This is a genomic window from Pseudomonas sp. NPDC087639, assembly GCF_044743385.1.
Taxonomy (GTDB): Bacteria; Pseudomonadota; Gammaproteobacteria; order Pseudomonadales; family Pseudomonadaceae; genus Aquipseudomonas.
In genome coordinates, this window is the sequence record NZ_JBIUWI010000041.1 from 1 (window position 1) to 26,561 (window position 26,561).

The 26,561-nt window shown below is 57.8% G+C and carries 28 protein-coding genes; 11 read left to right on the plus strand and 17 right to left on the minus strand.

The genetic code is table 11. The features are described 5' to 3' along the window. The 3 genes from ACIOVB_RS17475 to ACIOVB_RS17485 all read left to right on the plus strand — a co-directional run. Positions 1-1,216 (plus strand): RelA/SpoT family protein (locus ACIOVB_RS17475; protein ID WP_401269771.1); only part of this gene is annotated, 1,216 nt, incomplete at its 5' end. Positions 1,217-1,240: 24 nt separating this feature from the next. After that, a complete protein-coding gene (locus ACIOVB_RS17480; RefSeq protein WP_003229509.1) occupies positions 1,241-1,621 on the plus strand; it encodes a RidA family protein in 381 nt (126 codons plus the stop codon). A 69-nt stretch (positions 1,622-1,690) separates the two neighbouring features. After that, a complete protein-coding gene (locus ACIOVB_RS17485; protein ID WP_401269773.1) occupies positions 1,691-2,431 on the plus strand; it encodes a hypothetical protein in 741 nt (246 codons plus the stop codon). Positions 2,432-2,502: 71 nt separating this feature from the next. Here ACIOVB_RS17485 and ACIOVB_RS17490 read toward each other — a convergent pair whose 3' ends face one another. Continuing rightward, positions 2,503-3,360, minus strand: coding sequence for an SDR family oxidoreductase (locus ACIOVB_RS17490; RefSeq protein WP_401269776.1), 858 nt, complete (start codon positions 3,358-3,360; stop codon positions 2,503-2,505). 188 nt (positions 3,361-3,548) lie between these two features. Between ACIOVB_RS17490 and exbB the strand changes: the two genes are divergently transcribed. From exbB to ACIOVB_RS17520, 6 genes are all read left to right on the plus strand, one after another. Next, positions 3,549-4,502, plus strand: a complete 954-nt coding sequence (gene exbB, locus ACIOVB_RS17495; protein ID WP_187680337.1) for a tonB-system energizer ExbB — start codon at positions 3,549-3,551, stop codon at positions 4,500-4,502. 6 nt (positions 4,503-4,508) lie between these two features. Continuing rightward, on the plus strand, positions 4,509-4,937 hold the full coding sequence (gene exbD / locus ACIOVB_RS17500) for a TonB system transport protein ExbD (RefSeq protein ID WP_095187912.1): 429 nt from the start codon (positions 4,509-4,511) through the stop codon (positions 4,935-4,937). Further along, entirely contained in the window at positions 4,934-5,680 is a 747-nt protein-coding gene (locus tag ACIOVB_RS17505; RefSeq protein WP_305440488.1) for an energy transducer TonB, read from the plus strand. The genes exbD and ACIOVB_RS17505 overlap by 4 nt, the downstream gene beginning before the upstream one ends. Positions 5,681-5,895: 215 nt before the next feature. Beyond that, positions 5,896-6,825, plus strand: coding sequence for a hydrogen peroxide-inducible genes activator (locus tag ACIOVB_RS17510; protein ID WP_187680335.1), 930 nt, complete (start codon positions 5,896-5,898; stop codon positions 6,823-6,825). 9 nt (positions 6,826-6,834) lie between these two features. Then, entirely contained in the window at positions 6,835-8,910 is a 2,076-nt protein-coding gene (gene recG / locus ACIOVB_RS17515; RefSeq protein WP_401269781.1) for an ATP-dependent DNA helicase RecG, read from the plus strand. A 79-nt stretch (positions 8,911-8,989) separates the two neighbouring features. Next, positions 8,990-10,390, plus strand: a complete 1,401-nt coding sequence (locus tag ACIOVB_RS17520; RefSeq protein WP_401269784.1) for an aminoacyl-tRNA deacylase and HDOD domain-containing protein — start codon at positions 8,990-8,992, stop codon at positions 10,388-10,390. Positions 10,391-10,480: 90 nt separating this feature from the next. On the opposite strand, the gene ACIOVB_RS17525 is transcribed toward ACIOVB_RS17520, so the two are convergent. After that, the gene (locus ACIOVB_RS17525) at positions 10,481-10,864 is read right to left on the minus strand and encodes an SCP2 sterol-binding domain-containing protein (protein WP_401269785.1); all 384 of its coding nucleotides are present in this window, start codon (positions 10,862-10,864) and stop codon (positions 10,481-10,483) included. A 431-nt stretch (positions 10,865-11,295) separates the two neighbouring features. On the opposite strand from ACIOVB_RS17525, the gene ACIOVB_RS17530 reads away from it, so the two are divergent. Next, on the plus strand, positions 11,296-11,658 hold the full coding sequence (locus ACIOVB_RS17530) for a DUF6124 family protein (RefSeq protein ID WP_401269788.1): 363 nt from the start codon (positions 11,296-11,298) through the stop codon (positions 11,656-11,658). Positions 11,659-11,714: 56 nt separating this feature from the next. Here ACIOVB_RS17530 and ACIOVB_RS17535 read toward each other — a convergent pair whose 3' ends face one another. From ACIOVB_RS17535 to ACIOVB_RS17585, 11 genes are all read right to left on the minus strand, one after another. Then, positions 11,715-12,137, minus strand: coding sequence for a hypothetical protein (locus ACIOVB_RS17535; RefSeq protein ID WP_401269790.1), 423 nt, complete (start codon positions 12,135-12,137; stop codon positions 11,715-11,717). 62 nt (positions 12,138-12,199) lie between these two features. Continuing rightward, a complete protein-coding gene (locus ACIOVB_RS17540) occupies positions 12,200-13,171 on the minus strand; it encodes a hypothetical protein (protein ID WP_401269861.1) in 972 nt (323 codons plus the stop codon). Positions 13,172-13,252: 81 nt separating this feature from the next. Continuing rightward, positions 13,253-14,014: a lysozyme inhibitor LprI family protein gene (locus tag ACIOVB_RS17545; protein WP_401269793.1), complete on the minus strand. Its 762-nt coding sequence runs from the start codon at positions 14,012-14,014 to the stop codon at positions 13,253-13,255. Beyond that, positions 14,011-14,877 (minus strand): type IV pilus biogenesis/stability protein PilW, encoded by an 867-nt coding sequence (locus ACIOVB_RS17550; RefSeq protein ID WP_401269796.1) that lies wholly within the window; start codon positions 14,875-14,877, stop codon positions 14,011-14,013. The genes ACIOVB_RS17545 and ACIOVB_RS17550 overlap by 4 nt, the downstream gene beginning before the upstream one ends. A gap of 4 nt (positions 14,878-14,881) precedes the next feature. Then, on the minus strand, positions 14,882-15,337 hold the full coding sequence (locus ACIOVB_RS17555; RefSeq protein ID WP_401269862.1) for a hypothetical protein: 456 nt from the start codon (positions 15,335-15,337) through the stop codon (positions 14,882-14,884). 86 nt (positions 15,338-15,423) lie between these two features. Then, a complete protein-coding gene (locus ACIOVB_RS17560) occupies positions 15,424-15,933 on the minus strand; it encodes a hypothetical protein (protein WP_401269799.1) in 510 nt (169 codons plus the stop codon). Continuing rightward, complete coding sequence (locus ACIOVB_RS17565; protein ID WP_401269802.1) at positions 15,930-18,380, minus strand: alpha/beta hydrolase; 2,451 nt, start codon at positions 18,378-18,380, stop codon at positions 15,930-15,932. Before ACIOVB_RS17565 ends, ACIOVB_RS17560 begins: the two co-directional genes overlap by 4 nt. 9 nt (positions 18,381-18,389) lie before the next feature. Continuing rightward, positions 18,390-19,784, minus strand: coding sequence for a TIGR01777 family oxidoreductase (locus ACIOVB_RS17570; RefSeq protein WP_401269805.1), 1,395 nt, complete (start codon positions 19,782-19,784; stop codon positions 18,390-18,392). A 67-nt stretch (positions 19,785-19,851) separates the two neighbouring features. Beyond that, complete coding sequence (locus ACIOVB_RS17575) at positions 19,852-21,210, minus strand: lysozyme inhibitor LprI family protein (protein ID WP_401269808.1); 1,359 nt, start codon at positions 21,208-21,210, stop codon at positions 19,852-19,854. A 20-nt stretch (positions 21,211-21,230) separates the two neighbouring features. Continuing rightward, positions 21,231-21,692 carry an XAC2610-related protein gene (locus tag ACIOVB_RS17580; RefSeq protein ID WP_401269811.1) on the minus strand — a complete coding sequence of 154 codons (462 nt, stop codon included), beginning with the start codon at positions 21,690-21,692 and terminating at the stop codon, positions 21,231-21,233. A gap of 9 nt (positions 21,693-21,701) precedes the next feature. Further along, entirely contained in the window at positions 21,702-22,127 is a 426-nt protein-coding gene (locus tag ACIOVB_RS17585) for a hypothetical protein (protein WP_401269814.1), read from the minus strand. A 511-nt stretch (positions 22,128-22,638) separates the two neighbouring features. Between ACIOVB_RS17585 and ACIOVB_RS17590 the strand changes: the two genes are divergently transcribed. Further along, a complete protein-coding gene (locus ACIOVB_RS17590) occupies positions 22,639-23,025 on the plus strand; it encodes a DUF6124 family protein (RefSeq protein WP_187677119.1) in 387 nt (128 codons plus the stop codon). A gap of 57 nt (positions 23,026-23,082) precedes the next feature. On the opposite strand, the gene ACIOVB_RS17595 is transcribed toward ACIOVB_RS17590, so the two are convergent. The 4 genes from ACIOVB_RS17595 to ACIOVB_RS17610 all read right to left on the minus strand — a co-directional run bounded on the left by ACIOVB_RS17595 (position 23,083) and on the right by ACIOVB_RS17610 (position 26,452). Beyond that, positions 23,083-23,694, minus strand: coding sequence for a hypothetical protein (locus ACIOVB_RS17595; protein ID WP_187677120.1), 612 nt, complete (start codon positions 23,692-23,694; stop codon positions 23,083-23,085). Between the two features lie 165 nt (positions 23,695-23,859). Next, positions 23,860-24,372 carry a hypothetical protein gene (locus ACIOVB_RS17600; RefSeq protein ID WP_401269817.1) on the minus strand — a complete coding sequence of 171 codons (513 nt, stop codon included), beginning with the start codon at positions 24,370-24,372 and terminating at the stop codon, positions 23,860-23,862. Positions 24,373-24,820: 448 nt separating this feature from the next. Further along, positions 24,821-25,771, minus strand: coding sequence for a PoNe immunity protein domain-containing protein (locus ACIOVB_RS17605; protein ID WP_401269819.1), 951 nt, complete (start codon positions 25,769-25,771; stop codon positions 24,821-24,823). A gap of 105 nt (positions 25,772-25,876) precedes the next feature. After that, positions 25,877-26,452, minus strand: coding sequence for a lysozyme inhibitor LprI family protein (locus tag ACIOVB_RS17610; protein ID WP_401269822.1), 576 nt, complete (start codon positions 26,450-26,452; stop codon positions 25,877-25,879). Between the last annotated feature and the right edge of the window lie 109 nt (positions 26,453-26,561).

Consider the following 26,561-nt stretch of genomic DNA (forward strand, 5'->3'; position numbering starts at 1 on the left):
TCCCAAGGCCAACGGCTATCAGTCGCTGCACACCACGCTGTTCGGCATGCACGGTGTGCCGATCGAGATCCAGATCCGCACCCGCGAAATGGAAGAGATGGCCAACAACGGCATCGCCGCCCATTGGCTGTACAAATCCAGTGGTGATGAGCAACCGAAAGGCACTCATGCCCGCGCCCGTCAGTGGGTCAAGGGCGTGCTGGAAATGCAGCAACGTGCTGGCAACTCGCTGGAATTCATCGAAAGCGTGAAGATCGACCTGTTCCCGGACGAGGTCTACGTGTTCACGCCCAAAGGCCGGATCATGGAGCTGCCCAAAGGCTCCACGGCGGTCGACTTCGCCTACGCGGTGCACACCGATGTTGGCAACAGTTGCATCGCCTGCCGGATCAACCGCCGTCTCGCACCGCTGTCCGAGCCGCTGCAAAGCGGCTCCACGGTCGAGATCGTCAGCGCTCCCGGCGCACGGCCGAACCCGGCGTGGCTCAACTTTGTGGTCACCGGCAAGGCGCGAACACACATTCGCCATGCGCTGAAACTGCAACGCCGCTCCGAGTCGATCAGCCTTGGCGAACGCCTGCTGAACAAGGTGCTCAACGGCTTCGACAGCGCGCTGGAAAAAATTCCGGCCGAACGCGTCGCGGCGATGCTCGCCGAGTATCGCCTCGAACTGATCGAAGACCTGCTGGAAGACATTGGCCTGGGCAATCGCATGGCTTACGTGGTCGCCCGTCGTCTGCTTGGCGAAGGCGAACAACTACCAAGCCCTGAAGGCCCGCTGGCGATTCGCGGCACCGAAGGCCTGGTACTCAGCTACGCCAAATGCTGCACGCCGATCCCGGGCGACCCGATTGTCGGGCACCTGTCGGCGGGCAAAGGCATGGTCGTGCACCTGGACAACTGCCGCAACATCAGCGAAATCCGGCACAACCCGGAAAAATGCATCCAGCTCTCGTGGGCCAAGGATGTCACCGGCGAATTCAACGTCGAGCTGCGCGTCGAGCTGGAACATCAGCGCGGCCTGATTGCGCTGCTCGCCAGCAGCGTCAACGCAGCCGACGGCAACATCGAGAAAATCAGCATGGACGAACGCGATGGTCGCATCAGCGTCGTCCAGTTGGTGGTCAGCGTCCACGACCGTGTGCACCTGGCCCGTGTGATCAAGAAACTGCGCGCCCTGACCGGAGTGATCCGCATCACCCGCATGCGTGCCTGAGCCCACCATTACAAGGAGTCATACATGACCAAGACTGTTATCACCAGCGACAAGGCGCCGGCTGCCATCGGCACCTACTCCCAGGCAATCAAGGCTGGCAACACCGTTTACATGTCGGGCCAGATTCCTCTGGACCCAAAAACCATGGAACTGGTGGAAGGCTTCGAAGCCCAGACCGTCCAGGTGTTCGAGAACCTCAAAGCCGTGGCCGAAGCCGCCGGCGGTTCGTTCAAGGACATCGTCAAACTGAACATCTTCCTCACCGACCTGAGCCACTTCGCCAAGGTCAACGAGATCATGGGCAAGTATTTCGACCAGCCATACCCGGCGCGCGCCGCCATCGGCGTGGCAGCCCTGCCAAAGGGTTCGCAGGTTGAAATGGATGCCATTCTGGTCATCGAGTGATGCGCACGGCGCGGCCTTAAGATGCCGCGCCGACTGCTCAGCAAGAAAAGGTTTTGAAAGGATTCCACCATGCGCAAAGCGCTAGCTCTCCCGCTGCTCGCCATTTTCCTCGGCGGCTGCGCCAGCAACCCTGCCGACCGTGACATCAGCGGCACCTGGATCAACCAGGTGGCGATCGATGCCGCAGCCAAGGGCGGCCCCCTGCGCGAAGCGCTTCAGGCCTACGGCCCGAACCTGGAGTGGGACGTCAACACCAAGGCCGGTCAGGCCCGCTATACCAACGGTTTTGAGAACGTCGAAGGACGGCTGCTGGGCGAACAGTCTGGCGCCTGGAAAGTCGACTTCTATGGCAGCTCCGCCAGCGAGCTGAAACGCGACGGCGGGCAACTGCAGCAAGCCGCCAGCGAAAACGAACCGGAACAGGTCTTCGACCGCGCACAGATTCCGGTGCCGGAAGGCGCACCGATCGGGGCCAGTTTCGAACGGGCACTGTATTCGGCCTACATGGGCGGCAGCTGGACAATTGCCAGTGGTCAAGGCGAAGGCGGCACCGTGCAGTTCCAGGCCGATGGCCAGGTCTCCGGTTTGCCGGGTGCCGATCGCTATGCGTTGTGCCTGGCGGGCGATTGCGCGTCGATGAGCAGCACCAATGACAACATGTGGCTGCAACTCAACGGTCAGGGCAATGCCTATATCTTTGCGCGCAAGGGCAAGGAACTGGAAATCTTCCAGGCCGTGAACACGGCGTTGGCGGATGAAATGCCGCAGTACACGCCAGGCGAACGAAAGTGGTTGCTCGAGAAGCAGTAAACGTACCTGAGAGCAACACATAACACTGTGGGAGCAAGCTCGCTCCCACAGGTGTTTTCGGCGTCTTTAAGTCAGCATTTTCCTTCAAGGATCGCCGCGTAACCTTCGCGGTAACTCGGGTATTTCGGCGTCCAACCCAAGGCCTTCGCCCGGGCATTGCTGCACCGCTTGCTACCGGTACGCCGCACACTGGCATCCTCCGCCCACTCGGTCACACCGAGGTACTCACGCAACCAGCCCACCACTTCGGCCAACGGTGCCGGTGCATCATCGACGCCAATATAGAACTGCTCCAGCGCCACACCTCGATGATCAGCATCCAGCAGGAACGCCAGCAAGCCCGCCGCGTCATCGGCATGTATGCGATTGCCATACAGCGGCGGATCAACTGCAACCCGATAACCACGACGTACCTGAGTCAGCAGCCATTCACGGCCCGGACCGTAGATACCGGTCAGACGCAGGACGCTCGCCGGGATACCGCTGTTAAGTGCCACCTGCTCGGCTTCGAGCATCAATCGACCTGAGTAACCGGTGGCGACGGTTTCGGAAGTCTCATCCACCCACTCGCCGTCCAGTTGCCCGTAGACACTGCTGCTGGACACGAAGATCAGGCGCTCGGGCACTTGCCCATAGTCGTCCAGCCAACTCAGCACGTTCTGCAAGCCCTGCACATAAGCCGCGCGATAGCCGGCCTCGTCGTGATCGGTCGCCGCTGCGCAATACACCAGGTAATCCACGGCACCGACGGGCCAGGTCGCCGGACAGTCTTCGTTGAACAGGTCGCCGGCAACACCGATGACACCCTCAGGCAAACGCGAGACATCACGGCGCAGGCCATGAACTTCCCACCCAGCGGTCAACAATTGCTTGGCCAGACGACTGCCGACATCACCACAACCGGCAATCAAAATAGAAGGCGCGGACATCAAAAAACTCCCATCGGAAAGGGACAGACTAGCCTTGGCAGGAGACGTGCGGCTAGCAATCAAGGAAAAAAAGATACTCTATTACTTTTGTTAACAAGAATTACTTGCAATAATGCAGGCCACTTTTGTTCTCGGCCTCACGAGGCCTGGAAGAGCATCATCGTTTTTCTATCTCAGGTCCGGCCAGCATGACACGTAATCAAATCCCCGCTTCGCCAACCAACCGACCTCGCGCCTGGAGCGCGGTGGCAGCTCTGCTGCTCAGCCTGATGCTGGCACCGACCGCCGCCTTCGCCGACGCCCAAGCGCCTGCGACGCCAGCCGCCACCGAGCAGAGCGCTCCCGCGGCTGCCGCACCTGACGCAACAGCCCCTGTTCAGACCCTCGATGCCACACCGGCCGAAGTCCCTCAAGCCCTCGAAGCCGACAACAGCCTGGGCATGGCCCACGACCTGTCGCCATGGGGCATGTACCAGAACGCCGACATCATCGTGAAAATCGTGATGATCGGTCTGGCCATCGCGTCGATCATCACCTGGACCATCTGGATCGCCAAAGGCTTTGAGCTGATGGGTGCCAAGCGTCGTCTGCGGGGTGAAATCGCCGCGCTGAAGAAAGCCACCACCCTTAAAGAAGCCAGTTCCACTGCGGGCAAGGAAGGCACCCTCGCCAACCTGCTCGTGCACGACGCGCTGGAAGAGATGCGCCTGTCGGCCAACAGCCGCGAGAAAGAAGGCATCAAGGAACGCGTCAGTTTCCGTCTCGAGCGTCTGGTTGCCGCTTGTGGTCGCAACATGAGCAGCGGCACCGGCGTGCTGGCTACCATCGGTTCCACCGCACCGTTCGTCGGCCTGTTCGGTACCGTGTGGGGCATCATGAACTCCTTCATCGGCATTGCCAAAACCCAGACCACCAACCTCGCCGTCGTGGCCCCAGGCATTGCTGAAGCACTGCTGGCCACCGCACTGGGTCTGGTTGCAGCGATTCCAGCCGTTGTCATCTACAACGTGTTCGCCCGCTCCATCGCCGGTTACAAGGCGCAGGTGTCCGACGCTTCGGCAGAAGTCCTGCTGCTGGTCAGCCGCGACCTCGATCACCAGCCTGAGCGCAGCTCGCAACCGCACATGGTGAAAGTGGGGTAATCGGCCATGGGCCTGCATTTGAAAGAAGGCGCAGACGACGATCTGGCCGAGAACCACGAAATCAACGTCACGCCGTTCATCGACGTGATGCTGGTGCTGTTGATCATCTTCATGGTGGCCGCTCCATTGGCCACGGTGGACATCAAAGTCGACCTGCCTGCCTCGACCGCCAAACCGGCGCCGCGGCCGGAGAAACCGGTGTTCCTCAGCGTCAAGGCTGACCAGCGCCTGTTCCTCGGCGAAGACGAAGTGAAGCCTGAAGCACTGGGCGCCACCCTCGACGCGCGCACCAAAGGCAAGAAAGACACCACCATCTTCTTCCAGGCTGACAAAGGCGTGGATTACGGCGACCTGATGAGCGTGATGGATAACCTGCGTGCAGCAGGCTACCTGAAGGTCGGTTTGGTCGGACTCGAGAGCGCAGTCAAGAAATGATCACCACGCGCCATAAGCTGACGCGTTACAGCGGTAGCCTGGCCGTGGTGCTGGGCGTTCACGCGCTGGCCATCGCGCTGGCGCTGAACTGGACGACCCGCCCGCCCATCGAATTGCCGCCTCAGGCAATGATGGTCGAGCTGGCACCGGTTCCGGCCCCGCCACCGCCTGCACCGCCGAAAGTCGTCACGCCACCGCAGCCACCTGCGCCGGTCGAAGAGCTGCCGATTCCGAAATTGGCCGAAGCGCCGAAAGCCGAAATCGCAGTGCAGAAACCCAAACCGAAGCCAAAGCCTAAACCGCCGAAGCCGATCGAGAAAAAGCTGCCCGATCCGCCGAAGGAAAAACCTTCAGAGGAAAAACCGGCCGACACGCCACCGACTCCGGCTCCGACGGAGAAATCCGCGGCACCGGCACCAGGCCCGTCGCCGGCACAATTGGCCGCCAAGGCCAGCTGGCAAGGCACCCTGCTCGCGCATCTGGCCAAGTACAAAAAGTATCCGGCCAGTGCTCAGGCACGGGGCAAGGAAGGTTTGAACCGACTGCGTTTCGTGGTCGATGGCGAAGGCAACGTGCTGTCGTTCGAACTGGTGGGCCGCTCTGGCAACGCCGATCTGGACCGGGCCACCCTGGAAATGATCCGCCGCGCGCAGCCGCTACCCAAGCCACCGGCCGACATGTTGACCAATGGCTCGATCGAAATTGTTGCGCCGTTTGTTTACTCGCTCGAACGCCGCCGTTAAGTAGCAAGATCAAAAGATCGCAGCCTGCGGCAGCTCCTACAGGATTCCACATTCCCCCCTGTAGGAGCTGCCGCAGGCTGCGATTTTTTGCTTTTTTGCCTTTCTAGCAACGGCAAACCCACATTGCCCGGTGTCGCACTCCTCCCTCAGTCTGATAACGTGCGTCTATCGATCGCAGCCGGTATGCTTGGCCCGCATCTTCATGGACGCTTGCTATGACCCTCACAGAATTACGCTACATCGTCACCCTCGCCCAAGAGCAGCATTTCGGCCACGCCGCCGAAAAATGCCACGTCAGCCAGCCGACCCTGTCGGTGGGCGTGAAGAAACTTGAAGACGAACTCGGTGTGCTGATTTTCGAGCGCAGCAAAAGTGCCGTGCGTGTGACGCCGGTCGGCGAAGGCATCGTCGCCCAGGCGCAGAAAGTACTGGAACAGGCCCAAGGCATTCGCGAGCTAGCCCAGGCCGGCAAGAACCAGCTGACAGCCCCGCTGAAAGTCGGCGCGATCTACACCGTCGGCCCGTACTTGTTCCCGCACCTGATTCCACAACTGCACCGGGTCGCCCCGCAGATGCCGTTGTACATCGAAGAAAACTTCACCCATGTGCTGCGCGACAAACTGCGCAACGGCGAGCTCGACGCGGTCATCATCGCCCTGCCGTTCAACGAAGCCGACGTGCTGACCCTGCCGCTCTACGACGAGCCGTTCTACGTCCTGATGCCGGCCCAGCACCCGTGGACGCAAAAAGAAACCATCGACGCCGGCCTGCTCAACGACAAGAGCCTGCTGCTGCTCGGCGAAGGTCACTGCTTCCGCGATCAAGTGCTCGAAGCCTGCCCGACCCTGACCAAGGGCAACGACGGCGCCAAGCACACCACCGTCGAATCCAGTTCGCTGGAAACCATTCGCCACATGGTCGCGTCTGGCCTGGGCATCTCGATCCTGCCGCTGTCGGCCGTCGACAGCCATCATTATGCCCCGGGCGTGATCGAAGTGCGGCCATTGTCGCCGCCGGTGCCATTCCGCACCGTGGCGATTGCCTGGCGCGCGAGCTTCCCGCGACCGAAAGCCATCGAGATCCTCGCCGACTCCATTCGCCTGTGCTCGGTGGCCAAGCCAGCGGCACCGGTTACAGCCGGTTAAGCAAGCGTCATGACGGAGCTGTCGCAAGTGTCGGTGACGGCACTCAAGGGTGTCGGCGAAGCCATGGCCGAGAAATTGGCCAAGGTCGGTCTGGAGAATCTCCAGGACGTGCTGTTCCACCTTCCGCTGCGCTACCAGGATCGCACCCGCGTGGTGCCTATCGGCCACTTGCGTCCGGGACAGGACGCCGTGGTCGAAGGCACCGTCAGCGGCGCTGACGTGGTCATGGGTCGTCGTCGTAGCCTCGTCGTGCGATTGCAGGACGGCACCGGCGGCCTGAGTCTGCGCTTCTACCATTTCAGCAACGCACAGAAAGAAGGCCTCAAGCGCGGCACGCGAGTTCGCTGCTACGGCGAAGCCCGACCCGGCGCATCAGGACTGGAAATCTACCACCCGGAATACCGCGCCATCACTGGCGACGAGCCACCGCCGGTGGATGAAACCCTGACCCCGGTCTACCCGCTCACCGAAGGCCTGACCCAGGCGCGACTACGCCAGCTATGCATGCAAACGCTGACGATGCTCAAACCTGACACCCTGCCGGACTGGCTGCCGACCGAGCTGGCTCGTGACTATCAACTGGCGCCGTTGGCCGATGCGATCCGCTACCTGCACAACCCGCCCGCCGATGCCGACGTCGATGAACTCGCCCTCGGTCATCACTGGGCCCAGCATCGCCTCGCCTTCGAAGAGCTTTTGACGCATCAACTGTCCCAGCAACGCCTGCGCGAGAGCATGCGTTCGCTACGCGCGCCGGCCATGCCGAAAGCGAAAAAGCTGCCGCCGAAATATCTGGCCAACCTCGGCTTCAGCCCGACCGGTGCGCAACAACGCGTCGGCAACGAAATCGCCTACGACCTGAGCCAGCACGAACCGATGCTGCGGTTGATTCAGGGCGACGTTGGCGCGGGTAAAACCGTGGTCGCCGCCCTCGCTGCGCTGCAAGCGCTGGAGGCCGGCTATCAAGTTGCACTGATGGCGCCGACCGAGATCCTGGCCGAACAACACTTCATCACCTTCAAGCGCTGGCTCGAACCGCTGGGCATTGAAGTCGCGTGGCTGGCCGGCAAGCTCAAGGGCAAGAATCGCGTCGCCGCGCTGGAGCAGATCGCCAGCGGCGCGCCGATGGTGGTGGGCACCCACGCGCTGTTCCAGGACGAAGTGCAGTTCAAGAATCTGGCGCTGGTGATCATCGACGAACAGCACCGCTTCGGCGTACAGCAACGTCTGGCGCTGCGGCAGAAAGGCGTCGGCGGGCGCATGTGCCCGCATCAACTGATCATGACTGCCACACCGATTCCGCGGACGCTGGCGATGAGCGCCTACGCCGACCTCGACACCTCGATCCTCGACGAATTACCGCCCGGTCGAACCCCCGTCAACACCGTGCTGGTTACCGACACCCGCCGCGTCGAAGTCATCGAGCGGGTACGCGGCGCTTGCGCCGAAGGGCGTCAAGCCTATTGGGTGTGCACGCTGATTGAAGAGTCGGAAGAGCTGACCTGTCAGGCCGCCGAGACCACGTTCGAAGACCTCACCGCCGCCCTCGGCGAGCTGAAAGTCGGGCTGATCCACGGCCGCATGAAACCCGTCGAAAAAGCCGCGGTGATGGCCGAGTTCAAGGCCGGCAACTTGCAACTGCTGGTCGCCACCACGGTGATTGAAGTCGGTGTCGACGTACCCAACGCCAGCCTGATGATCATCGAAAACCCCGAACGCCTCGGCCTCGCGCAGTTGCACCAATTGCGCGGCCGCGTGGGTCGGGGCAGCGCCGCCAGCCATTGCGTGCTGCTCTACCATCCGCCGCTGTCACAGATCGGTCGCCAGCGCCTGGGCATCATGCGCGAGACCAACGACGGTTTCGTCATCGCCGAAAAAGACCTCGAACTGCGCGGCCCCGGCGAAATGCTCGGCACCCGCCAGACCGGCCTGCTGCAATTCAAGGTCGCCGACCTGATGCGCGACGCCGACCTTCTGCCCGCCGTGCGCGATGCAGCGCAAGCTTTGCTGGAACGCTGGCCGACGCACGTAAGCCCCTTGCTCGACCGCTGGCTGCGCCATGGGCAGCAATACGGCCAAGTGTGAGCACCGTCGCAGTTTCTGAACCCTCGTTCCAACCAAGCTGGTTATACTCGTGCAATTGTTTCAAAAACGGATACAGACCATGACCGAAGCTGCTCTCGCCCCCGAATCTCCGCACGCTCCGTCTGTTATTCGGCTGCTGCTCAACAAGCTGGGCATTGCCTACGAAGAAGTGCTCGACCACCACGGCCTTAATGCTTCGCGCAAAGTGCAAGCCGTGTTGCTGGACGACGCGGTCGGTGCGCTGATGGTGCTGTTTCCCCAGAGCCAGTTGCTGGATCTCAACCGCCTCGCCGAACTGACGGGCCGTCGCCTGACCGCCGTCTCCACCGAGCGCCTGGAAAAGATGCTCGGCAAACACAGCCTGAGCCTGCTGCCGGGTCTGCCGGCACTGACCAGTTCGCCGTGCCTCTACGAAGAAAGCCTGCTACGTGAGCCGAAGCTGCTGATCAACTCCGGCGAGCCGGGCGTGCTGCTGGAAATTGCCAGCGAAGCCTTCAAGACCATGCTGACCAAGGCCAGCGCCGCCAACTTCGGCGAAGCCCTGAGCAGCATCCGCCCGAACCTTGATCGCCCGGACGACGACCGCGAGGAAATCACCCAGGCCGTGCAAGCGTTCACCGCGCGGCGCATTCAGCAACGCCTGGAAGCGACCATCGAGATTCCGCCGCTGGCCGAGACAGCGCAAAAAATCATCAAGCTTCGTGTAGACCCGAACGCCACCATCGACGACATCACCGGCGTGGTCGAAACCGACCCGGCACTGGCCGCGCAAGTAGTGAGCTGGGCGGCGTCGCCCTACTACGCGTCGCCGGGCAAGATCCGTTCGGTGGAAGACGCGATCGTCCGCGTGCTCGGCTTCGACCTAGTGATCAACCTCGCACTGGGCCTGGCGCTCGGCAAGACCCTGAGCCTGCCGAAAGATCATCCGCAACACACCACGCCGTACTGGCAGCAATCGATCTACACCGCCGCCGTCATCGAAGGCCTGACCCGCGCCATGCCGCGCGCCCAGCGCCCGGAAGCCGGCCTGACGTATCTGGCCGGCCTGCTGCACAACTTCGGTTACCTGCTGCTGGCCCACGTGTTCCCGCCGCACTTCTCGCTGATCTGCCGCCATCTGGAGGTCAACCCGCACCTGTGCCACAGCTACATCGAGCAACACCTGCTCGGTATCAGCCGCGAACAGATCGGCTCGTGGCTGATGCGCTACTGGGACATGCCGGACGAACTGGCGACCGCCCTGCGCTTCCAGCACGACCCAAGCTACGACGGCGCCTATGCCGAATACCCAAACCTCGTCTGCCTGGCCGTGCGCCTGCTGCGCAGCCGTGGCATCGGCTCCGGCCCGGATGAAGACATCCCCGACGCCCTGCTCGAACGCGTCGGCCTGACCCGCGACAAAGCCAACGACGTCGTCAGCAAAGTGCTTGAAGCCGAAGTCCTGCTGCGCGAACTGGCCTCGCAGTTCAGCCAGGCCTAAACGCAAACAGGCCCGCTCCCTCAGGTTTTACACAATCCCTGTAGGAGCGAGCCTGCTCGCGATGAATCCAACTCGGTCCAACTGCCCGCATCAAGCCTTAGGCTTAGCCTTCCTCGGCTTCAAATACTTCATCAATCCCTGAAACCACATCACCAGCGCCGGATTGCCCTTGATCTGGATCGACTTGTCCTGAATCCCCTGCATAAACGCCAACTGCTTGTTCTTCGCCTGCATCGTGGCAAAGCCATAAGCCGCATCTTTAAAGGCAATCGCAAACGCAGGCTCGGCATAAGTGCCGGACTTGCTGGTAATCCGCTGATTCTTCACCACGAAATGCCGCGCCACCTTCCCGTCCAGCGTCTGCATCTGAAACACCAGATCCTTGTCACCCAACTGCTGCTGGAACGCAGGATTAGTCCGACTGGCCTTACCCATCAACAGACCCAGCATCCACAGAAGAAAACGAAATTTCATGCGCACAGCCTCAAAAGGAAAATGAACGGCCGGCGCAGTGTAAGGGATTCAAACGATAACGCCACTATCTGCCTCTATTGGAAGAGGATGCAGTCCATTTCCCGCACGATGACTACCAAGTCACGATTCAGCGTTCAGCCGCTGATCGTTCCCATGCTCCGCGTGGGAATGCATCCCGAGACGCTCCGCGTCTCACCACTCACCTTTCCTACACCTGCTGAAACACATCCCTGTAGGAGCTGGCGAAGCCTGCGATCTTTTGATCTTCCGCCCTGCAAATCCATGGGAAATTTCCTGCAAAGTGCCGGGCTGTCCATGAACTAGGCGAGTTGGTGCGATGTGGATAGGCTCTGTGGGTCGCCGCAAAATCGGTGGCCGGATGTGCAAGTCCGAACTCGGGGAAATCAATTAACTGCTCAGGATTTACACCGATGACCGATGAAACATTCAGCACTGAAGCAACCTCGCCCTACGAATCCCCCAATTCGAAGAAATTCCATGAAGCCGCCGAGCGCGCCCTCGACCACCATTTCAAACCCGCCGCCGAACCCCGCCCCAAACGTCAGGGCGGCCTTTTCAGCCTCTCCCCCGGCACCGATGCCGAAGCCCTCATGGCCAACGCCTCGGAAGACCTGCTGTCCATCAGCGTCATCGCCTGCGATCTGGCCGACGACCTCCACGGCTCCCGCCGCTCGGTCGCGCTGGCCCTGAGCAGAATGGCGGACGGGGTGCGGTTGATGGTCGAAGGGATGCTTGATCACATTGAAGTGCGGAGTGTGAAGGCCAAGTCGTAACGGGATTTACGGATGGAAAAAGGGGACGTTAAGTCCCCTTTTTGATGAACCAAGGCTCACCACTGACAGGCTGTCTCAGGTGAAGCATCCATATTGAAATCGTGCCTGAACGAATACTTTTTTTCAGACTTGTAGTTCGTATACGTCATCGAATCAACACGACCACCCTGAGTGACCATCTGATACTCACCCGTCAGCGCACCATCAACCACTTCTACCCAAGTAGTCGTGTACTGATAGGGACGCCCATATACCAATTCTTCTTGTTCAGTATTGCGATGAACGAGGCCGATAGCCTGCTTCGACTTGCTGTACTTGACGCCCGCACCGCTCCATTTTGCAACAGAGTCGAAATAGGTTCTGAATTCAAAATTGATATTTTTGCCTTCCTGCGAACGAAAACAAAAAACTTCGGTGGCGACTTCACTGTGGGCCGTCAGCGGCAACACAAACAACAGCATCAAAAATAATCTCTTCACAAATCCCTCTTATCTCATTCTCTGAAAACGCCAATGCGGCCCCGCCAGCGCATGCCGCCAATCTAAAGCGAATAATCCATCACTTCTTCCAACCGCCAGCATTGCCCCCGGACAAACCGATATTCGAAGACATAGTCGGTATCCGGCTTCTGCAGGATGGCGACGGCGTGACCTCCCTGCTCTTCCTTGACGGTCAATGTCAGGCCTTGGACTTCTCGCTTGGCCTGATCCGGGATGATTGGAAACTTGAGTTCCTCTCCGCTCAGGCTGCGCTTTTCCATCTCAGGCTCAGGATCACCGGCCACAGTCGTGACCATTTTCAGCGGCTGTTGGACGAAGGATTTCTGCACATCGGCGCGCTCGGAGAAGACTGCGAGGAACGCTGAAAAGTCGGGCGAGGGGCAAGCGACACTGGTCACGTCGCCGTTAGTTTTGGGCGATTTCTGGCGCAGGTCTTGTTGAAGCTTTGAATCGGCAATGATCTTTGCATCGAGGTCTGCCAGGCGCTTTTTGATACTCGCCGCATCCTTGTAGGCACACACAACATCGACGCCGTTTTCAAGGTCTCGGCCGTCTCGGCAATCCTGCAATTCAGGGTCTGGCGGATCACCACGGAAAAAACGCAACGACAACTGCTCGCCCTGCTTGATGAGTGGCAACTCCAGCGTCCAATAGGTGTAGCCTTCGAAACCACCGTTTGACTCTTTCTGCCTCATGAGCACGTACAGGGACTTCCCCGCTCGCTCAGGGAATTTGCGTTCGAAGAAAAACACCGATGCGACTTCATCTCCTATGAGCGGCGCCACAAACGATAGTTCTGGCTTCGTGGCACTCATCGTCGTGTAAAAAACCTCACCACCGGGAACGTAGGCACCTGTCGTCTGACCTTTGAGTGTGTTCTTCAAGAACAACACGGTGATCTTCTGCTCGCCCACTGATGCCACCACCGGCGGATGCATTTGCTTGATGGTTTGCAAGTCATCCGCCGTTGCCGGTTGCGCGGTAAGACCGATGATCGATGCGAGCAAGCACACACAACTTGAAAACCTGTTCACTTCCATTACTTCCTTGTTGATCGACGAATTGATCAATCTTCAATAACTAGCGCGAGGGCATCACGATGATTCAGGTGCGCCACATTTCAGCTCTTTGATTTGCTCGTTCTGAATCGGAATTACACAGGCGAGACGTTTCTCTCCGGGCCCTCGAAGCTCCGTCAGGCTGAGCGTTACGTGTAATCCGTCCTCGGCAAACGCATGATCCTTGAAACCTGCGTCGGCATAGTCGCTCCAGAATGTCTTGCCATCGAAAGTGCAAAACTGCCTGGACGACAGCACTCTCCAGTTCCCGTCAGGCGCGAGAATCTGAACAGTCAGGCAAGGATTGCCGAAGGTACTGACGTAGCGAGCCACGACATCGCCGAAGCGTTGAGAGGCAGATCCAGACACTTGACTGATATTAGTCACATCACTCGGTCGATCGGATGCGATCGCGTCCAGATAACCGGCACGCTCCAGACTTATCCGTGCCACACACAGACTGATCATCAAGGACTGCGCCTGTGAGCCCGGTTGTACTTCTGTGGCCTCCAGCAAGCATGTGGTGTCGCGCAACTTGAGCCAGGCACGTTGTGAATCTTTGGCGATTGCCATAAACGCCTCAGCTTGTGCAGGTTCTTCCTCTCGCTGAGAAGCGAAGCGCGCCATGAGTTTTTTGTAGCTGGCATTTAGTTTTGCGTCGGCCGCTTTACGGTCGGCTTCAACACATTCAAGGTATTGCCAACTCACGGTAATGACCTTGCAAGTATCCTCAGCGAACGCAATTGAAGCGGACATCAGCCCAAGAGCCAACACGATAAAGCGGGCAAACCTGTTCAATTTTTCATTCCCTGAAGCTTTGATCGCTCAACGACTCGTTGCGGAATTTTCTGTGCCTTGCCAGCGGCAGTCATCGCTTCGCCGTACTCGCGGTAATAGCGCTGCGCTTCGTCTTTCTTGTTCAGTCGCCACAATGAATCCGCCATGTTCAACATCAACACCGTGCGCTTGCCGACCGCCTCAACGCCGCGATAAAACTTCAACGCCAGCTCATCTCTACCGCCCTCGGCCAGATAAAAGCCGAGGTCGTTGTAGGCTTGAACATTTTGCGCCGGGGGATGACACGCCATGTAGGATTCGGGACTTAAAAAGTCCAGGCTCGATTCGATGGACTCTGCGCGGGACTGCGCCGGCTCGATACTTGAGACATATTTCAGCAAATCCTTGGGGGATTTCGTCTCCAGTGCGGGAGTGAGCACATCGCCGGCGTCGGATACCCACTGATTGCCCTTCCACTGGCCGACACAATAAGTGGCCCAACGATCAGCCAGCACGCATCCGGTCTCCATGGAGATCACAACGCAATGCTGTTGCGACTCCAGTTTTTCTTCACCGTTTTCGAGCGACAACATGCCGAAGATCACTGGATCGAGCAGCAGAGTTTTCTTGTCAGGACTGAGCATATTGGAGTGCCCATCGGCGCCAATGTCGGCGCCGAAGAGCGGGAAGGTTTTACCGTTTGCGGTGAACCATGCGGTCGCCGACTCAACGCCGGGCATCGTCCATTTTGTCGCTCGAAACGTAACCGTGTGCCCGTCGATACCGACAATTGGCGGATCCTCTGCAAAGTTACTGTCGGTGGCAGCGGCAAACGCTGGAAGCAAGAGCAGCAGCGAAAGGCTGCTCGCGAGAAGACAGTTCATCCACTCACTCCTCATCCATCGGCGACGATTCCACGTCGGTCATGCTCAGCAGCCGAAACTCATTGTTAACAAACTCGTAGTAACGATCCCGGTTACTGCTTTCCAACGCATTCCCCTGGGCATCTTCTTCGCCGTCGAGCGTGATGCCCGACACGATGATCAAGCGGCTCTCGGGGTGGTAAACCATGCCGAACGTGCTGCCGTCGTAAGCATTCGGCAGACCGCCAACCACTTCACCGGTCTGGGCGTCCAGCACTTCGCCGCAAATGGCGCTGCCGCCACAGCCGAGCCTGTGCAGGATGTAATGGCCGGCGAAGTTGACCTTGCCTTTCAGGGCTTGCACCCGTGCCTGATCCATCACCGGGTTACTGTTTTCTTGCGGCACCAGCTCATGATGGGGGCCGGTGAATACCGGGGTGACGGTGTAATCCTTGAAGTCGGGGTCGGCGGCGAATGCCATGGATGTGGCCGCCAATATCAAGCTGCCGAGAAGAGCCGAAAATCCTTTCACGTAGTAACTCCGTAAATGCAGTGGGGACCGTCGGCTTACTCAGCCTGCCCTTCATAACGCTGTGCCTGCGGGTCGAATTGCCACAGATGTGGCCGGGTCATGGCATTTCCACCCTTGTAGAGAATCCGCCCGCGCCTGTCCCTGATGTAGGAGTAGATCTCGATGTCCTTGAACTCACCTCCCCTCTTGGGTGGGCCGTCCAGAACTTTGACCCCGGCGAAGTAATCGCCGCCCGAATACCTCAAATAACCACGGCACTGGATCAGGAAGGCAAATGTGCTATCCATTGATGAGCCAATGCCGACGCGGGAATTGAAGATGAAGTCTTCGATGCCATCGCCATTTAGATCGCCGCGAAAAACCACGTGGCCCGGCTCGATAGAAAATTCTTTTCCATCGAGACTGGAAAGTATGTCTTCCGGATGTTCACTGCTCTGCGACCATGGCGATAAGAAATATTTTGAGTCAGCTTCCTGATTGCAAACATCTGCCGCCATAACCGCTATCGGCAACCAGCTCACACATAACACCAGCAATCGTTTCACTTCGTATCCTTCGAATTGATCAATTCCAACTCACCATCCCGGTACAACACCTCACACCCCACCCACGCCGGATCAACCTGCGGCATCACCGCCGACGGTTTGCGCAACTCACGCAGCAACGTCGAGCCATGGGACAACCGCCCACCCATCCGCGCAATCACCGCCCGCGCGGCTTGATAGTGCGCATGCCGCCCCGGATCGAGGGTGTCTTCCAGCAAGATGTCCTCACCGAGAACACCCTGCACCTGCCCTGGGTAGATCATGAACCCGGTGGCCTGCTCAGCGCCCTCGCGACCGTCCTGCCAGAAGCTACCGTCGCGGGCGCGTACATCCGGATGCGGCGCAAACCAGTGTTCGCGGTCCGCCAGTGGCATAGCGTGGTGCAGGCGGAAGAAGATGCGCATCAGGTTGTCGCGATACCACTCGCGCACTTGCAGGTAGTAACCGCGCAGGCCCGGCAGTCCGGTCGCGTTTGCGAGGCGGATCAGGCCTGACCATTGCGGGAATGGTTGGAGCGGCAATTCGCTCGCCGCTGGCCGAGGGGTGCCTGGATCGGTCTCCCACGGCAATCGATGCGGGCTGTTCTCAAGGTTGTCGTAAGCGGTCGGCGGACGCCCGAGCCAGTCGCCGCCGCTACTGGCCAGCGCCGTGGCGATGCACAGATTGCCTTGCACCACAAACACATAAAACCGAGTGAACCAGTCCGCCAGTTGTTGGCCGTCGGCCTCTTGGGCGACGAGTTCGGCAAGCTCTTGATCGAAGCGCTGCAAACCACGCTCAAGCGTCAGCAGATGACCACGGGCGATGCGCTGCATGCGCAGGAACAACGGCAACGAGCGCAGCATTTTCAGCGGCTGCCACGGCAGATGCGGGGTCGCGCCGCCGACTTCACCGGCGTAGTTGCTGGCGCTGATGCCCCAGTCGGCGAGTCGGGCGAGGAACAGGTCGTTGTTGATGTAAGACGCGCCGCCGAACACGGCAGTGAACGGCTCGTTGTCCTGCAACACTCGCGCATCCCAGCGCGCCATGATCGCCGGAATACTTGCTGCTGCCCGGCGCTGGGCGTACTCCACAAAAACGCTCGGTTGCGGCGGCAGGATCTCGGCGATGTTCGCGGCGGTGAGGTGCCGGCGCCAGCCGTAATCGCTGATCGGGCGGTATTGCAGCAGCCACAGTTGCGCCCCGTCCCAGGCCCATTCGACGTCGCCGGGCACGTAGTGGAACACCCGCAACACGTCTTGCAGAAACTGCCAGAGCCGCTCTTCGGTCAAGCCGTGGGATGGCGTGAACGCGCCGCTGCGCCAGGCATCGCCGAGTCGCGAAAGCGTTGCCCGCGAAGGGCTGACGTGACCGTCGGCCAGCGATTCCAGATGGCCTTCAACCCATTCCAGTTCTACCGAGAGATGGCGCACGAAGGCGATCCCGGAAACTACCGGCGTGATAAAGCGCTGCACCACCACTTCCTCAACGCCTTCGGCCGTCAGTTCGGCGATGCGTTTCGGCACATTGGTGGTCGGCTCGCGCAGATAGGTGGTGCTCAAACCGGCGTTCGCCGAATCGGCCTGATCCTCGCCATAACTGGAGGAGCGCACCGCCCAGGTCACATCAGGTTGGGCGGCGAGAAATGTTGGCAGACGCGGATCATTGCAATCGTTGAGCGTCAGCGCTGCCGGCACCGCTTGCCGCGCCAATTCGGCCAAACGCAAACGCCCGCCCTTGGTGTGCGCGACAAACCCACGCTCGCCCGACTCCAGCCACTGCGCGAACTGCGCGGGCGAGTCGATCCACGGGTAGTGACCCCAACCGGGTTTGAGGCTGATGGTCAGGTCGGCGCGGGCCAGAATCGCCGACCATGCCGCCGCTTGCTCGACGCCCAGCACGTTGTCCTGATCGCCCCAAACCAGCTCGACCGGATCGGTGATCCACTCCAGCAGCGGCAGCGCGGTGTCGGCCCGCACCAGATCCCAATGCGGCACAAACGCCCGGCAGCGCGCATATCCGGCGCTCATGCGCTGGTACTGCGCGGGTGTCCAGGTCTGGTTGGAGAACTTGCGCGCGAACAGCGTGGGTTTGTTCGACAGCAGCCAGTGAATGGTCTTGCGGATCGGCAGCGGCGACATCAGTGCCGGCAAGCGACGCTGCCACAAAAACGCCCCGACCGGCGCCAATAAAACGCTGCGCGAAAAGTGCCCGGGTCGCCGTTGCAGCGCATGCAGCACCAGCAGAGCATTGACCCCGACCGCCATGATCGCGCTGCCCTGCTTCGTCATCGCCAGTAAGGTCTGCGCGTAGTCCGCGAGATGCTCGCAGGGGGGCTGGGGATTGGCGCCGAAGCCCGGCAACTCCAGCGGCACCACGTCGTAGCGCTGGAAGTGCGGCAGCGCGTCATCCCACCAATCGGCGGCGCTGCCGTTGCCGGCCAGCAGGTACATCAAGGGCTTGCTCATGAGCAATCCTCAGGTCAGATCGCGCAGAGCGGCGTCGAGGGTGGGATAGCGGAACGTGTAACCGGCCTCGGTCAAACGCTGCGGTACCACGCGCTGACCGTCGAAGAACAACTGGGCCATCTCCCCTGCCAATGCCCGCACCGGCGCGGCGGGAATGTGGAACCACACCGGGCGCTTGAGGACTTTGCCGGCATGGGCGGCGAACGCGGCCTGAGTGACCGTTTCGGGCGCGACCATGTTGTAAGTGCCGCGCAAACTTTCATCGTCGAAGGCACGGGCGATTACCTGAAGCACATCGTCGCGATGCACCCAGCTCATGATCTGCCGACCGTCGCCCATGCGCCCGCCGAAACCCAGGCGGAACGGCATCAGCAGCGGCTTCAACGCACCGCCGGAGCCGAACACCACACCGAGGCGCAGCACCACCTGACGCACGCCAAATTCAGTGGCCGGTTGCGCGGCGGCTTCCCAACGCGCGCAGAGTTCGGCCATGAAACCGTCGCCCTTGCTGGCGTGTTCATCGAGACTTTCGCTGGCATCACGCACGCCGTAGAAACCGATGGCCGAGGCTTGAATCCACAGCGTGGGTTTGTGCTTGGTGTTCTTCAACCAGGTCATCAGCGCTTCGGTAGTGCCGACTCGGCTGGCGAGCAATTGCGTCTGACGCTTGGGGCTCCAGCGCGGGCCGGCGACTGGTGCGCCTGCGAGGTTGATCACCACGTCAAAGGCTTCGTCGTGGCTGAGTTCGCTCAGTGAATGCACACAGCGAGTGCGGCCGTCGAGCAGATTCGCTGCTTTCAATGGATCACGTGCCAGCACACTCACGGTGTGGCCGGCGTCGAGTAATTGGTTGACCACGGCCTCGCCGATAAACCCGGTGCCGCCGGTGATTAGCACGCGTTTGTAGGCGCTGCTGGCAAAGGGGTTGGACTTGTTCAGAGATTTTTCTGGAGCGGATTTCCGGCGGTCATGGCGATACAGCCAGACCAGCGGCGGCAAAAGCAGCAACAGTGCAAAACCGTCGAGCCACAGGTGCGACCAGACCTGTTGTTGCGCCGAGAGCCACATGTCCTGCGGCGCCCATAACAGGATGCCTGCGATCAACCATCCCCACACTGCCGGGGCTTTCAACCGATTGCCCAAGTGCACCAACGCGAGCATGTACAGCGAATAACTTTGCAGCGTCGCGCCGAACAGCGCGAGCCACCAGACCTGTTGTTCGTGGCCGGCGGCGGGTACTGCGTTGGTGCCCCAGAATGCCAGTTCGAGAACTTGAAGATAGCCGTCGAGTAACCCGGAATGCCCGGCCCAGGTCAGGGTGAGACCGGCGAGTATGTGCACGATCGCGGCGGCGTATAGCCAGAGCACTAGCGCTGGGCGAAGCGAGGTCGAGGGGGCTGGCATTCCGTGTCCTGAGCGCATTCCTTGGGGGTGGGGAGTTTAAAGGAAAAGCTTGGGGTTTCGGGGGTTGTCAGTAGCAGTAGCTGGGTTTGATTGGCGTGGTGGAGTTTTTCTTCAAGTGTTCCAAACCGAAACTCGCGCCTTCGCTACCCTTCGCGAGAGCCAGTTGATAACAGGCCATGGCTCGGGATGGATCTTTGGTACCCCATTCGCCGCTCGCGAAGGTAGATCCCAACTTGCTGATCGCGGTGGCATTGCCCATTTTCACGGCGCCCATCAGTGCTTGCTCTGCAAGCGCAGGATTTTTGCAGGGACCGTCAAAAGTTAGCTCGTTGCCGTCGCAGTAAAACTCGGAAAGCCCCATCGCACCGTTCGGCAAAGTGGTGGCCGCTGCTTTGAATAGTGACTCCAAAGTATTCGTCGGCACCTGCGACGCCATGCCAGAGAGACTCAGAATGGCTGCTTTATAACTGGCGAGTGGGTCTCCGGAGTGCGCTGCACATAACAAGTTTTCTAGCGTGGCCTCAAACAACTCAACGGTGCGAGGCTGGTCTTCCGGCGCACCCAATGCTTCGAACGCCTCGGCACGCTGGAAACAGAAACTTTCTTTCTTGCTCATCGTCGGCGTGCTCGCCGCTACCAGATCTTTTTCCCGAATCGACCAGTCTTCAACACCCTCGAGCACCCAACACGCCTGCCGGGAAAAGTTGAAGGCTATGACGTTGCTCCAACCGGCGCGTCGATCCACAACAGTGGAATGGCTGTCGTCGTATTCCCAAATCACAACACCCGGGGTTTTGCGAGATTCGATAGGCGCCATCAACGGATAGGCCAACCCAGCCCCCTTCTCGCCCGTGGTCACCGGTTCGAAACGACCCGGGTCGGCCTTTGGCTTTAACACCAGCGATTTGACGGTAAACGCAGTGAGCCGGCGCTGTGCTTCGATATCGGCAGAAAACACTGCCAGGAACGGTAAAAAATCCTCGGATGGACAAGCGTCGCTGGCATTGCCTTTATCGGATAGATGCGCGGACTGTTCCGGCGCAATCTTGTCCAGATACGCCGAACGCTCGCGGCTCATTCTGGCGATACACGAGTTGACGGCGAACACATGCGCCGGCATCCCCGTCTCGATCTCGAACGCCTCCAAAGGGCAGTTCGCATCGCGCAATTTCAACCACGCACGTTGCGACTCTTTAACCTTCGCCGCGTACTCCGCGCCCAACGCCGGATCTGCTCGATAGTCAGACTCAAGCCGCGTCATCAACTGCTTGTAGCTGACGTTCAACTGCGCATCGGCAGCCTTCTTCGCCGCCTCCGAGCACGGCACCATTTCCAGACTTGAGGTGACATGGCTGCAGTCATCCTGGGCATAGGCCGCTGAAACCGGCAGCAGCACGGCCAGCAGGGTAAAAATAAAACGGTTCACAGTGTTCTTCCTTGAGTCATTCAGGCTTTGCGTTTGGTGAATCGGGTGATGCATTGCTTGGGTCTGTTCATTTCCCAATAAGTGCTGAGCAACGCTTTGCGCTTTTGGTCGACGCGCAAGTTAACGAAGCCATCGCCACAGTCCGGCTGCAACTCTTCGAACGTCCCGGTTTTGGCTTGATAAATGAACACCCGGTAGTAGTGGTAAGTGCCCATGCCGTCATCGAGTTGCCAGATCGCGAAATCCTTGTCGCCGTTGAAATTGAAATCGTCGAACTGCACATGGAGTTCGTTCTCGGCTTCAAAATCGATTGTCCGCGAATCGCTGTGCGTTTCGCTTTTAACCGCGATATTCAGCGTGGAACCTTCGAGAACCAGCGTCGCGTCGACGCCTTTGGTTGGGCTGAACGTGGTGGTTTCAGCCAACGCCGGGATCGTCCACATCAGGCCGAGCATTGATAACGCCAAAGTTTTGAATTGCATGTACTCGCCCTACTCCCATTTGCATCCGGACTCCAGGGAGGAATCGATGCTGGTATTGAATCCGAAGCTGTACACCTTGCCGTTGGACTGCTTTGTGTAAGACATCGAGACGATCTGTGAGCCTTGAGTCATCAACTCATAGCTACCCGTGACCTTGCCGTTGACGACTTCAGACCAGGTTCTGGTGTGCTGCCAAGGGGCGTCCGGGTCGAGAATTTCGTTTTCTGAATCCGTTAGAACAATGGAAATGGGCTCATTGGATTTGGCGTACTTCACAAAGCCACCAGACCATTTGCTGGCTTCGTCGTAATAAGTGCGGAGTTCGAACTTTACCGGGCTGGTTTCGGAGAGTTCGAAGCAGAGTGATTCGCTGGTGACTGCGCTGTGGGCCATCAGCGGGAAGAGGCAGCAGAGCAACAGAAGTATTTTTTTCATGTTCATTTCCTTATGAGAGTCGGGTTCACTGCTCTTTAACTCCCGGCTTTCTCCAGCAAAAAATCTGTCATCGGTAGGCGTCGGTTACGTGGATAGGCCGTTGTTGTCAGACCGATCCTCGCTGTGTCGCAACCACTTAAACAGAAGTCACGATCTTTCGATCTACTGCTAAACGGATGTCATGTTCGTCGGACATTTCCCGCAAGACGCCGAGCCCTCCATGAACTATCCGACCTTCCCATTCGCCGCTAACCTTGATTTGTCACCGCAAAAAACGGTGACACGGACGTGCAAGTCCGGGTAAAAGACGACGCGCAACGTCATTGGCCGCTGATCGGGCATATCCCTGCTCGCGTTATCGACTGTATGGCGGCTGTGCGCGGGAGATCCTTCTTTCGAGAGCGATCTGCCGGGTCCGTCTGCCCGGTCTTGCACACCTGCGCACAGCTGCCACCTTATTTGCGTGCAAGCGAACGGTGGTCGCTCCTTACCTACAGACGGAGATACACCCATGTTCAAGGTGACGCCCAACCCGCCAGAAAACGCTGGCACCCCCGCCGAACAATCCCTCGACACTGAACAGCTCGACAAAGAAGCCGCCGACCGCGCCTTCGCCCACTACTTCCCGCCTACCATCGACAAACCGTCCAAACGCCGCAAAGGCAGACTCTTCACCATCTCCACCGGCATTGATCCGGAAGCCCTCCTGGCCAACGCCTCCGAAGACATGCTTTCCATCAGCGCCATCGCCGCCAAACTAGCGGACGATGTCGAAGGCTCAAACCGCTCGGTGGCATTGGCACTGAGTCGAATTGCCGATGGCGCGCAGCTCATGGTGGAACGTGCGTTGGATCACTTAGAAGAATTGATCGCGGCAAGGCTGGAAGCGAAAACGTAAGCGGAACGAGGGGGACGGATTAAGTTAACAGCCCGTCCCCCTACCCCGCTGTATCTACTAATTTTTGCTCGGTGTCATAGCCTCAAATGAAGATCTAATATCAGATAACTTAGGATCACTTTTCAGGTTCGACCTAGGTACACATGCAGAAAACTTGACTGTTGCTTCTTTCACGCCTTTTAACCCATAGAAACAGTCGAACCACAGCCCCTTTTTTCTCACCGAGTATTTACTCTCAGCTGCAGCTCTGTCTTTTTCAGAGTCCCACAGCATAAAAGGGGACATTAATACTCTGACTGCGGCGGAGCCCGACGCTGACAAATGAGCAAGATCCACCTCTCCCGTGTCTGACCCTTGTTGCAAAGCTTCATCAGCAGCGTAGCTGTATTTATATTTACCATTACTATCAAAGCGGCCAGATGCAGCCAGGCTTTTCTCAAACGCCACAGGCTCAATTAAAAAAACATTCTCTTCTGTCAAAATATCTGGCTTTAAGCTTACGTTCGAGACCAGTTCTCCGTAGCAAATACCATCTTCAAGTTTTACATTCAATTTAAAGCCTGGGATATCTGGAATTGAAACTCCACACATAACCACCGGATGTGACTGAGCCACCGACAAAACTGCGGCTAAAGACAATCCCATGAGAGGAATTAATAATTTTTTCATTACAAAGACCTTTTATGAAAAGCACTCGACGGGGAAGACGCTAACTCAGAGCACAATAAACCTGGTCCCTTTTTGTTTCAGGGAAAAAAGGGGACAGACCACGCTTTTCGGGTATCTACTAAAACCGTGGCCTGTCCCCATTTCACCCTCGCTTGTCGACTCCAGCTACTCTGACTCCCCTTCATACTTCTGAGTCTCAGAGTTAAATCGCCAAACATGCGCAGTAGTCAACGGCTCTCCGCCTTCGTATTTGATTCTGCCGTTTGATTCCCGCTTGCAAGAAAAAATTTTGATATCCTTAAAAACGCCTCCCTGCCCACCTCCCGACTCCTGCACTTCCACCTTCGCAAAATAGTCAGCGCCAATCAACTTTAAATATCCGTGACATTGAAGTAAAAAACTAAAAACCCGATCGCCGCTAGATCCGACACCCGTCGACGCCTCAAATATAAAGTCATCGATATTATCGTTATTCAGATCGCCTACAAAAACGATCCTTCCGTGATCAACTAACAGCTCCTTGCCGTCTTGTGTCGACAAAACCTTAACCTTACTTTCGCCAACCTTCCAATCAGAAATAAAGCTTATTGAATCTTTCTGAACATCGCATATCTCACCCTCAGAAGCCAAAGTTAAACCTGGAAGAATACCAATCAGAAAAAAACTTAGATATTTCATATCAAACATCCATAATAAAGGTGTTTCTGCCAGGCCTTACGGCACCTTGAGGAAGGTTAGTTCCGTACAAAATCGCATTTGTAAGCGCAACAAATAAATCCGTCCCCTTTACCGTCCCTTTACCTAGCGCTGACGTAAATAAGGCATATAAGAAGTGAGTGGCATGCCTCAGGGGCTTCCGTATCCAGTTGCTGATCACCATTAACGGGGCTTGTATAGCGTATTCGTTCGACTGCTAAATTGCTGCGGTGCTGAGCAGATTATCCAAGTCAGGCATTGAACAGATCTGCTCTATTTGCGCACCGCAAGATTGCTTTCACTTACCGGTCAGCTTGTCCATGCCAGGTTGCAGACGGAAGCTCTTCAGGATTTTGAAGACACCGGGGACAGACCACGTTTTTTGACAATTACTGAAAAGTGGTCTGTGCCCATTTAATTTATTAAACCTCTACTCCCCTGACCAATACCAAATTGTATCGCCCCATCGCGAATCATCTACATTCGGCATAATTTCGCCCTGCTTGAAGTATCGCCGAGAGTTAGCTTGCGCGGGAGTAAACCAATAACCTTGTTTACTACATGGTTGCCCCGAGTCAACACGACCAACTTGTAAGATGCTGGAGCCGGTATAGTTTCTAGCATACTCAACCAAGTCCTTCGGATAAACCATATGATCTATTTTGCTATCATCAATCCCATAAAGAAATGCAATAGCACCTGCTTCAAAGGCCCAGTAACCAACGTAGCTACCATCATCACCATCAATACTTAAATGCGAGTCGTGCCAACTCGCCTGGAGTTCACCAAAAGATTCATACCACTGACCGCAATATTCATTCAAAAGCTTAGATGCCTCGGTTTTGCTAGAGGTATAAATTGATCTGATCAGCTTCGTATATACTGGATGAAACCACTCATCTATATCAGCCCTACCTGCCAAGTTTTTACGTAGCAAATCTTCGTACAGCGTATCCTCACTATTAAAGCCTGCCGCATCTGTCAAACTTACAAACCTGGCCAATAGATCATTCCGATGCAACAGGATGCACAGGCTGGCCACCTGAACAAACTCCTCAAAATCTGCTGGAGAATCTTCAAGATCTAGTGGCGATATATTCGGCACCCCCTCATACTCAGCCAAGGCATTTTGATACACCTCAAAATTTCGCACGACTCTTTCAAGCGGTTCAAACAACTCTGAAATAGGTTCGCCAGCTGTATACCTGATGATAAAAGCACCGAGAGAATCCTGTTTAATCTCAAAGGCTTTCAAAGATGCTTCCTGGCCTGAAAAATCCTCTTCCAGATTGTGCGTACTCCAATACGATTCCGAAGAATCATAAAAGCCCACAAGGTTTTTATAATACGCCTCTGTAATAAACGGCTGCCTTCTATTCATTTTTATTTAAACCTCAAGCCGCAAAAGCAAAAAGGGGACAGCAAAAAGGGGACAGTTTTATTTAGGCTCAACGATAAAACCATCGGATAATTAAATCCGTCCCCTTTACCCAAAGGTACTTCGATCCTTTCCTGCTACCGGTTTCAACACCAGCGACTTGACCGTCATCGCAGTGAGACGGCGTTGTGATTCGCTGTTGGCGGAAAACGCCGTCAGGAAAGGCGCGAACTCCTCCGAAGGGCAAGCGTCGCTGGCAGGGGACGTCGACGCGCTCTTATAGGCTGCAAGAGCAGGGACGATCTTGTCCAGATACGCCGAACGCTCGCGGCTCATTCTGGCGATACACGAGTTGACGGCGAACACATGCGCCGGCATCCCCGTCTCGATCTCGAACGCCTCCAAAGGGCAGTTCGCATCGCGCAATTTCAACCACGCACGTTGCGACTCTTTAACCTTCGCCGCGTACTCCGCGCCCAACGCCGGATCTGCTCGATAGTCAGACTCAAGCCGCGACATCAACTGCTTGTAGCTGACGTTCAACTGCGCATCGGCAGCCTTCTTCGCCGCCTCCGAGCAAGGCACCATTTCCAGACTGGAGGTGACATGGCTGCAGTCATCCTGCGCATAGGCCGCTGAAACCGGCAGCAGCACGGCCAGCAGGGTAAAAACAAAACGGTTCACAGTGTTCTTCCTTGAGTCATTCAGGCTTTGCGTTTGGCAATGGGAAAAATGGGGACAGACCACGTTTTTTGGATACTACTAAAAGGTGGTCTGGCCCTATTTCACTACT

Excerpts from the sequence above, each read along its gene's own strand:
- ACIOVB_RS17480 (WP_003229509.1), top strand. The coding sequence starts at position 1,241 with ATGACCAAGACTGTTATCACCAGCGACAAGGCGCCGGCTGCCATCGGC.
- ACIOVB_RS17485 (WP_401269773.1), top strand. The coding sequence starts at position 1,691 with ATGCGCAAAGCGCTAGCTCTCCCGCTGCTCGCCATTTTCCTCGGCGGC.
- ACIOVB_RS17490 (WP_401269776.1), bottom strand. The coding sequence starts at position 3,360 with ATGTCCGCGCCTTCTATTTTGATTGCCGGTTGTGGTGATGTCGGCAGT.
- exbB (WP_187680337.1), top strand. The coding sequence starts at position 3,549 with ATGACACGTAATCAAATCCCCGCTTCGCCAACCAACCGACCTCGCGCC.
- exbD (WP_095187912.1), top strand. The coding sequence starts at position 4,509 with ATGGGCCTGCATTTGAAAGAAGGCGCAGACGACGATCTGGCCGAGAAC.
- ACIOVB_RS17505 (WP_305440488.1), top strand. The coding sequence starts at position 4,934 with ATGATCACCACGCGCCATAAGCTGACGCGTTACAGCGGTAGCCTGGCC.
- ACIOVB_RS17510 (WP_187680335.1), top strand. The coding sequence starts at position 5,896 with ATGACCCTCACAGAATTACGCTACATCGTCACCCTCGCCCAAGAGCAG.
- recG (WP_401269781.1), top strand. The coding sequence starts at position 6,835 with ATGACGGAGCTGTCGCAAGTGTCGGTGACGGCACTCAAGGGTGTCGGC.
- ACIOVB_RS17520 (WP_401269784.1), top strand. The coding sequence starts at position 8,990 with ATGACCGAAGCTGCTCTCGCCCCCGAATCTCCGCACGCTCCGTCTGTT.
- ACIOVB_RS17525 (WP_401269785.1), bottom strand. The coding sequence starts at position 10,864 with ATGAAATTTCGTTTTCTTCTGTGGATGCTGGGTCTGTTGATGGGTAAG.
- ACIOVB_RS17530 (WP_401269788.1), top strand. The coding sequence starts at position 11,296 with ATGACCGATGAAACATTCAGCACTGAAGCAACCTCGCCCTACGAATCC.
- ACIOVB_RS17550 (WP_401269796.1), bottom strand. The coding sequence starts at position 14,877 with ATGAACTGTCTTCTCGCGAGCAGCCTTTCGCTGCTGCTCTTGCTTCCA.
- ACIOVB_RS17555 (WP_401269862.1), bottom strand. The coding sequence starts at position 15,337 with ATGGCATTCGCCGCCGACCCCGACTTCAAGGATTACACCGTCACCCCG.
- ACIOVB_RS17565 (WP_401269802.1), bottom strand. The coding sequence starts at position 18,380 with ATGAGCAAGCCCTTGATGTACCTGCTGGCCGGCAACGGCAGCGCCGCC.
- ACIOVB_RS17570 (WP_401269805.1), bottom strand. The coding sequence starts at position 19,784 with ATGCCAGCCCCCTCGACCTCGCTTCGCCCAGCGCTAGTGCTCTGGCTA.
- ACIOVB_RS17580 (WP_401269811.1), bottom strand. The coding sequence starts at position 21,692 with ATGCAATTCAAAACTTTGGCGTTATCAATGCTCGGCCTGATGTGGACG.
- ACIOVB_RS17585 (WP_401269814.1), bottom strand. The coding sequence starts at position 22,127 with ATGAAAAAAATACTTCTGTTGCTCTGCTGCCTCTTCCCGCTGATGGCC.
- ACIOVB_RS17590 (WP_187677119.1), top strand. The coding sequence starts at position 22,639 with ATGTTCAAGGTGACGCCCAACCCGCCAGAAAACGCTGGCACCCCCGCC.
- ACIOVB_RS17595 (WP_187677120.1), bottom strand. The coding sequence starts at position 23,694 with ATGAAAAAATTATTAATTCCTCTCATGGGATTGTCTTTAGCCGCAGTT.
- ACIOVB_RS17600 (WP_401269817.1), bottom strand. The coding sequence starts at position 24,372 with ATGAAATATCTAAGTTTTTTTCTGATTGGTATTCTTCCAGGTTTAACT.
- ACIOVB_RS17605 (WP_401269819.1), bottom strand. The coding sequence starts at position 25,771 with ATGAATAGAAGGCAGCCGTTTATTACAGAGGCGTATTATAAAAACCTT.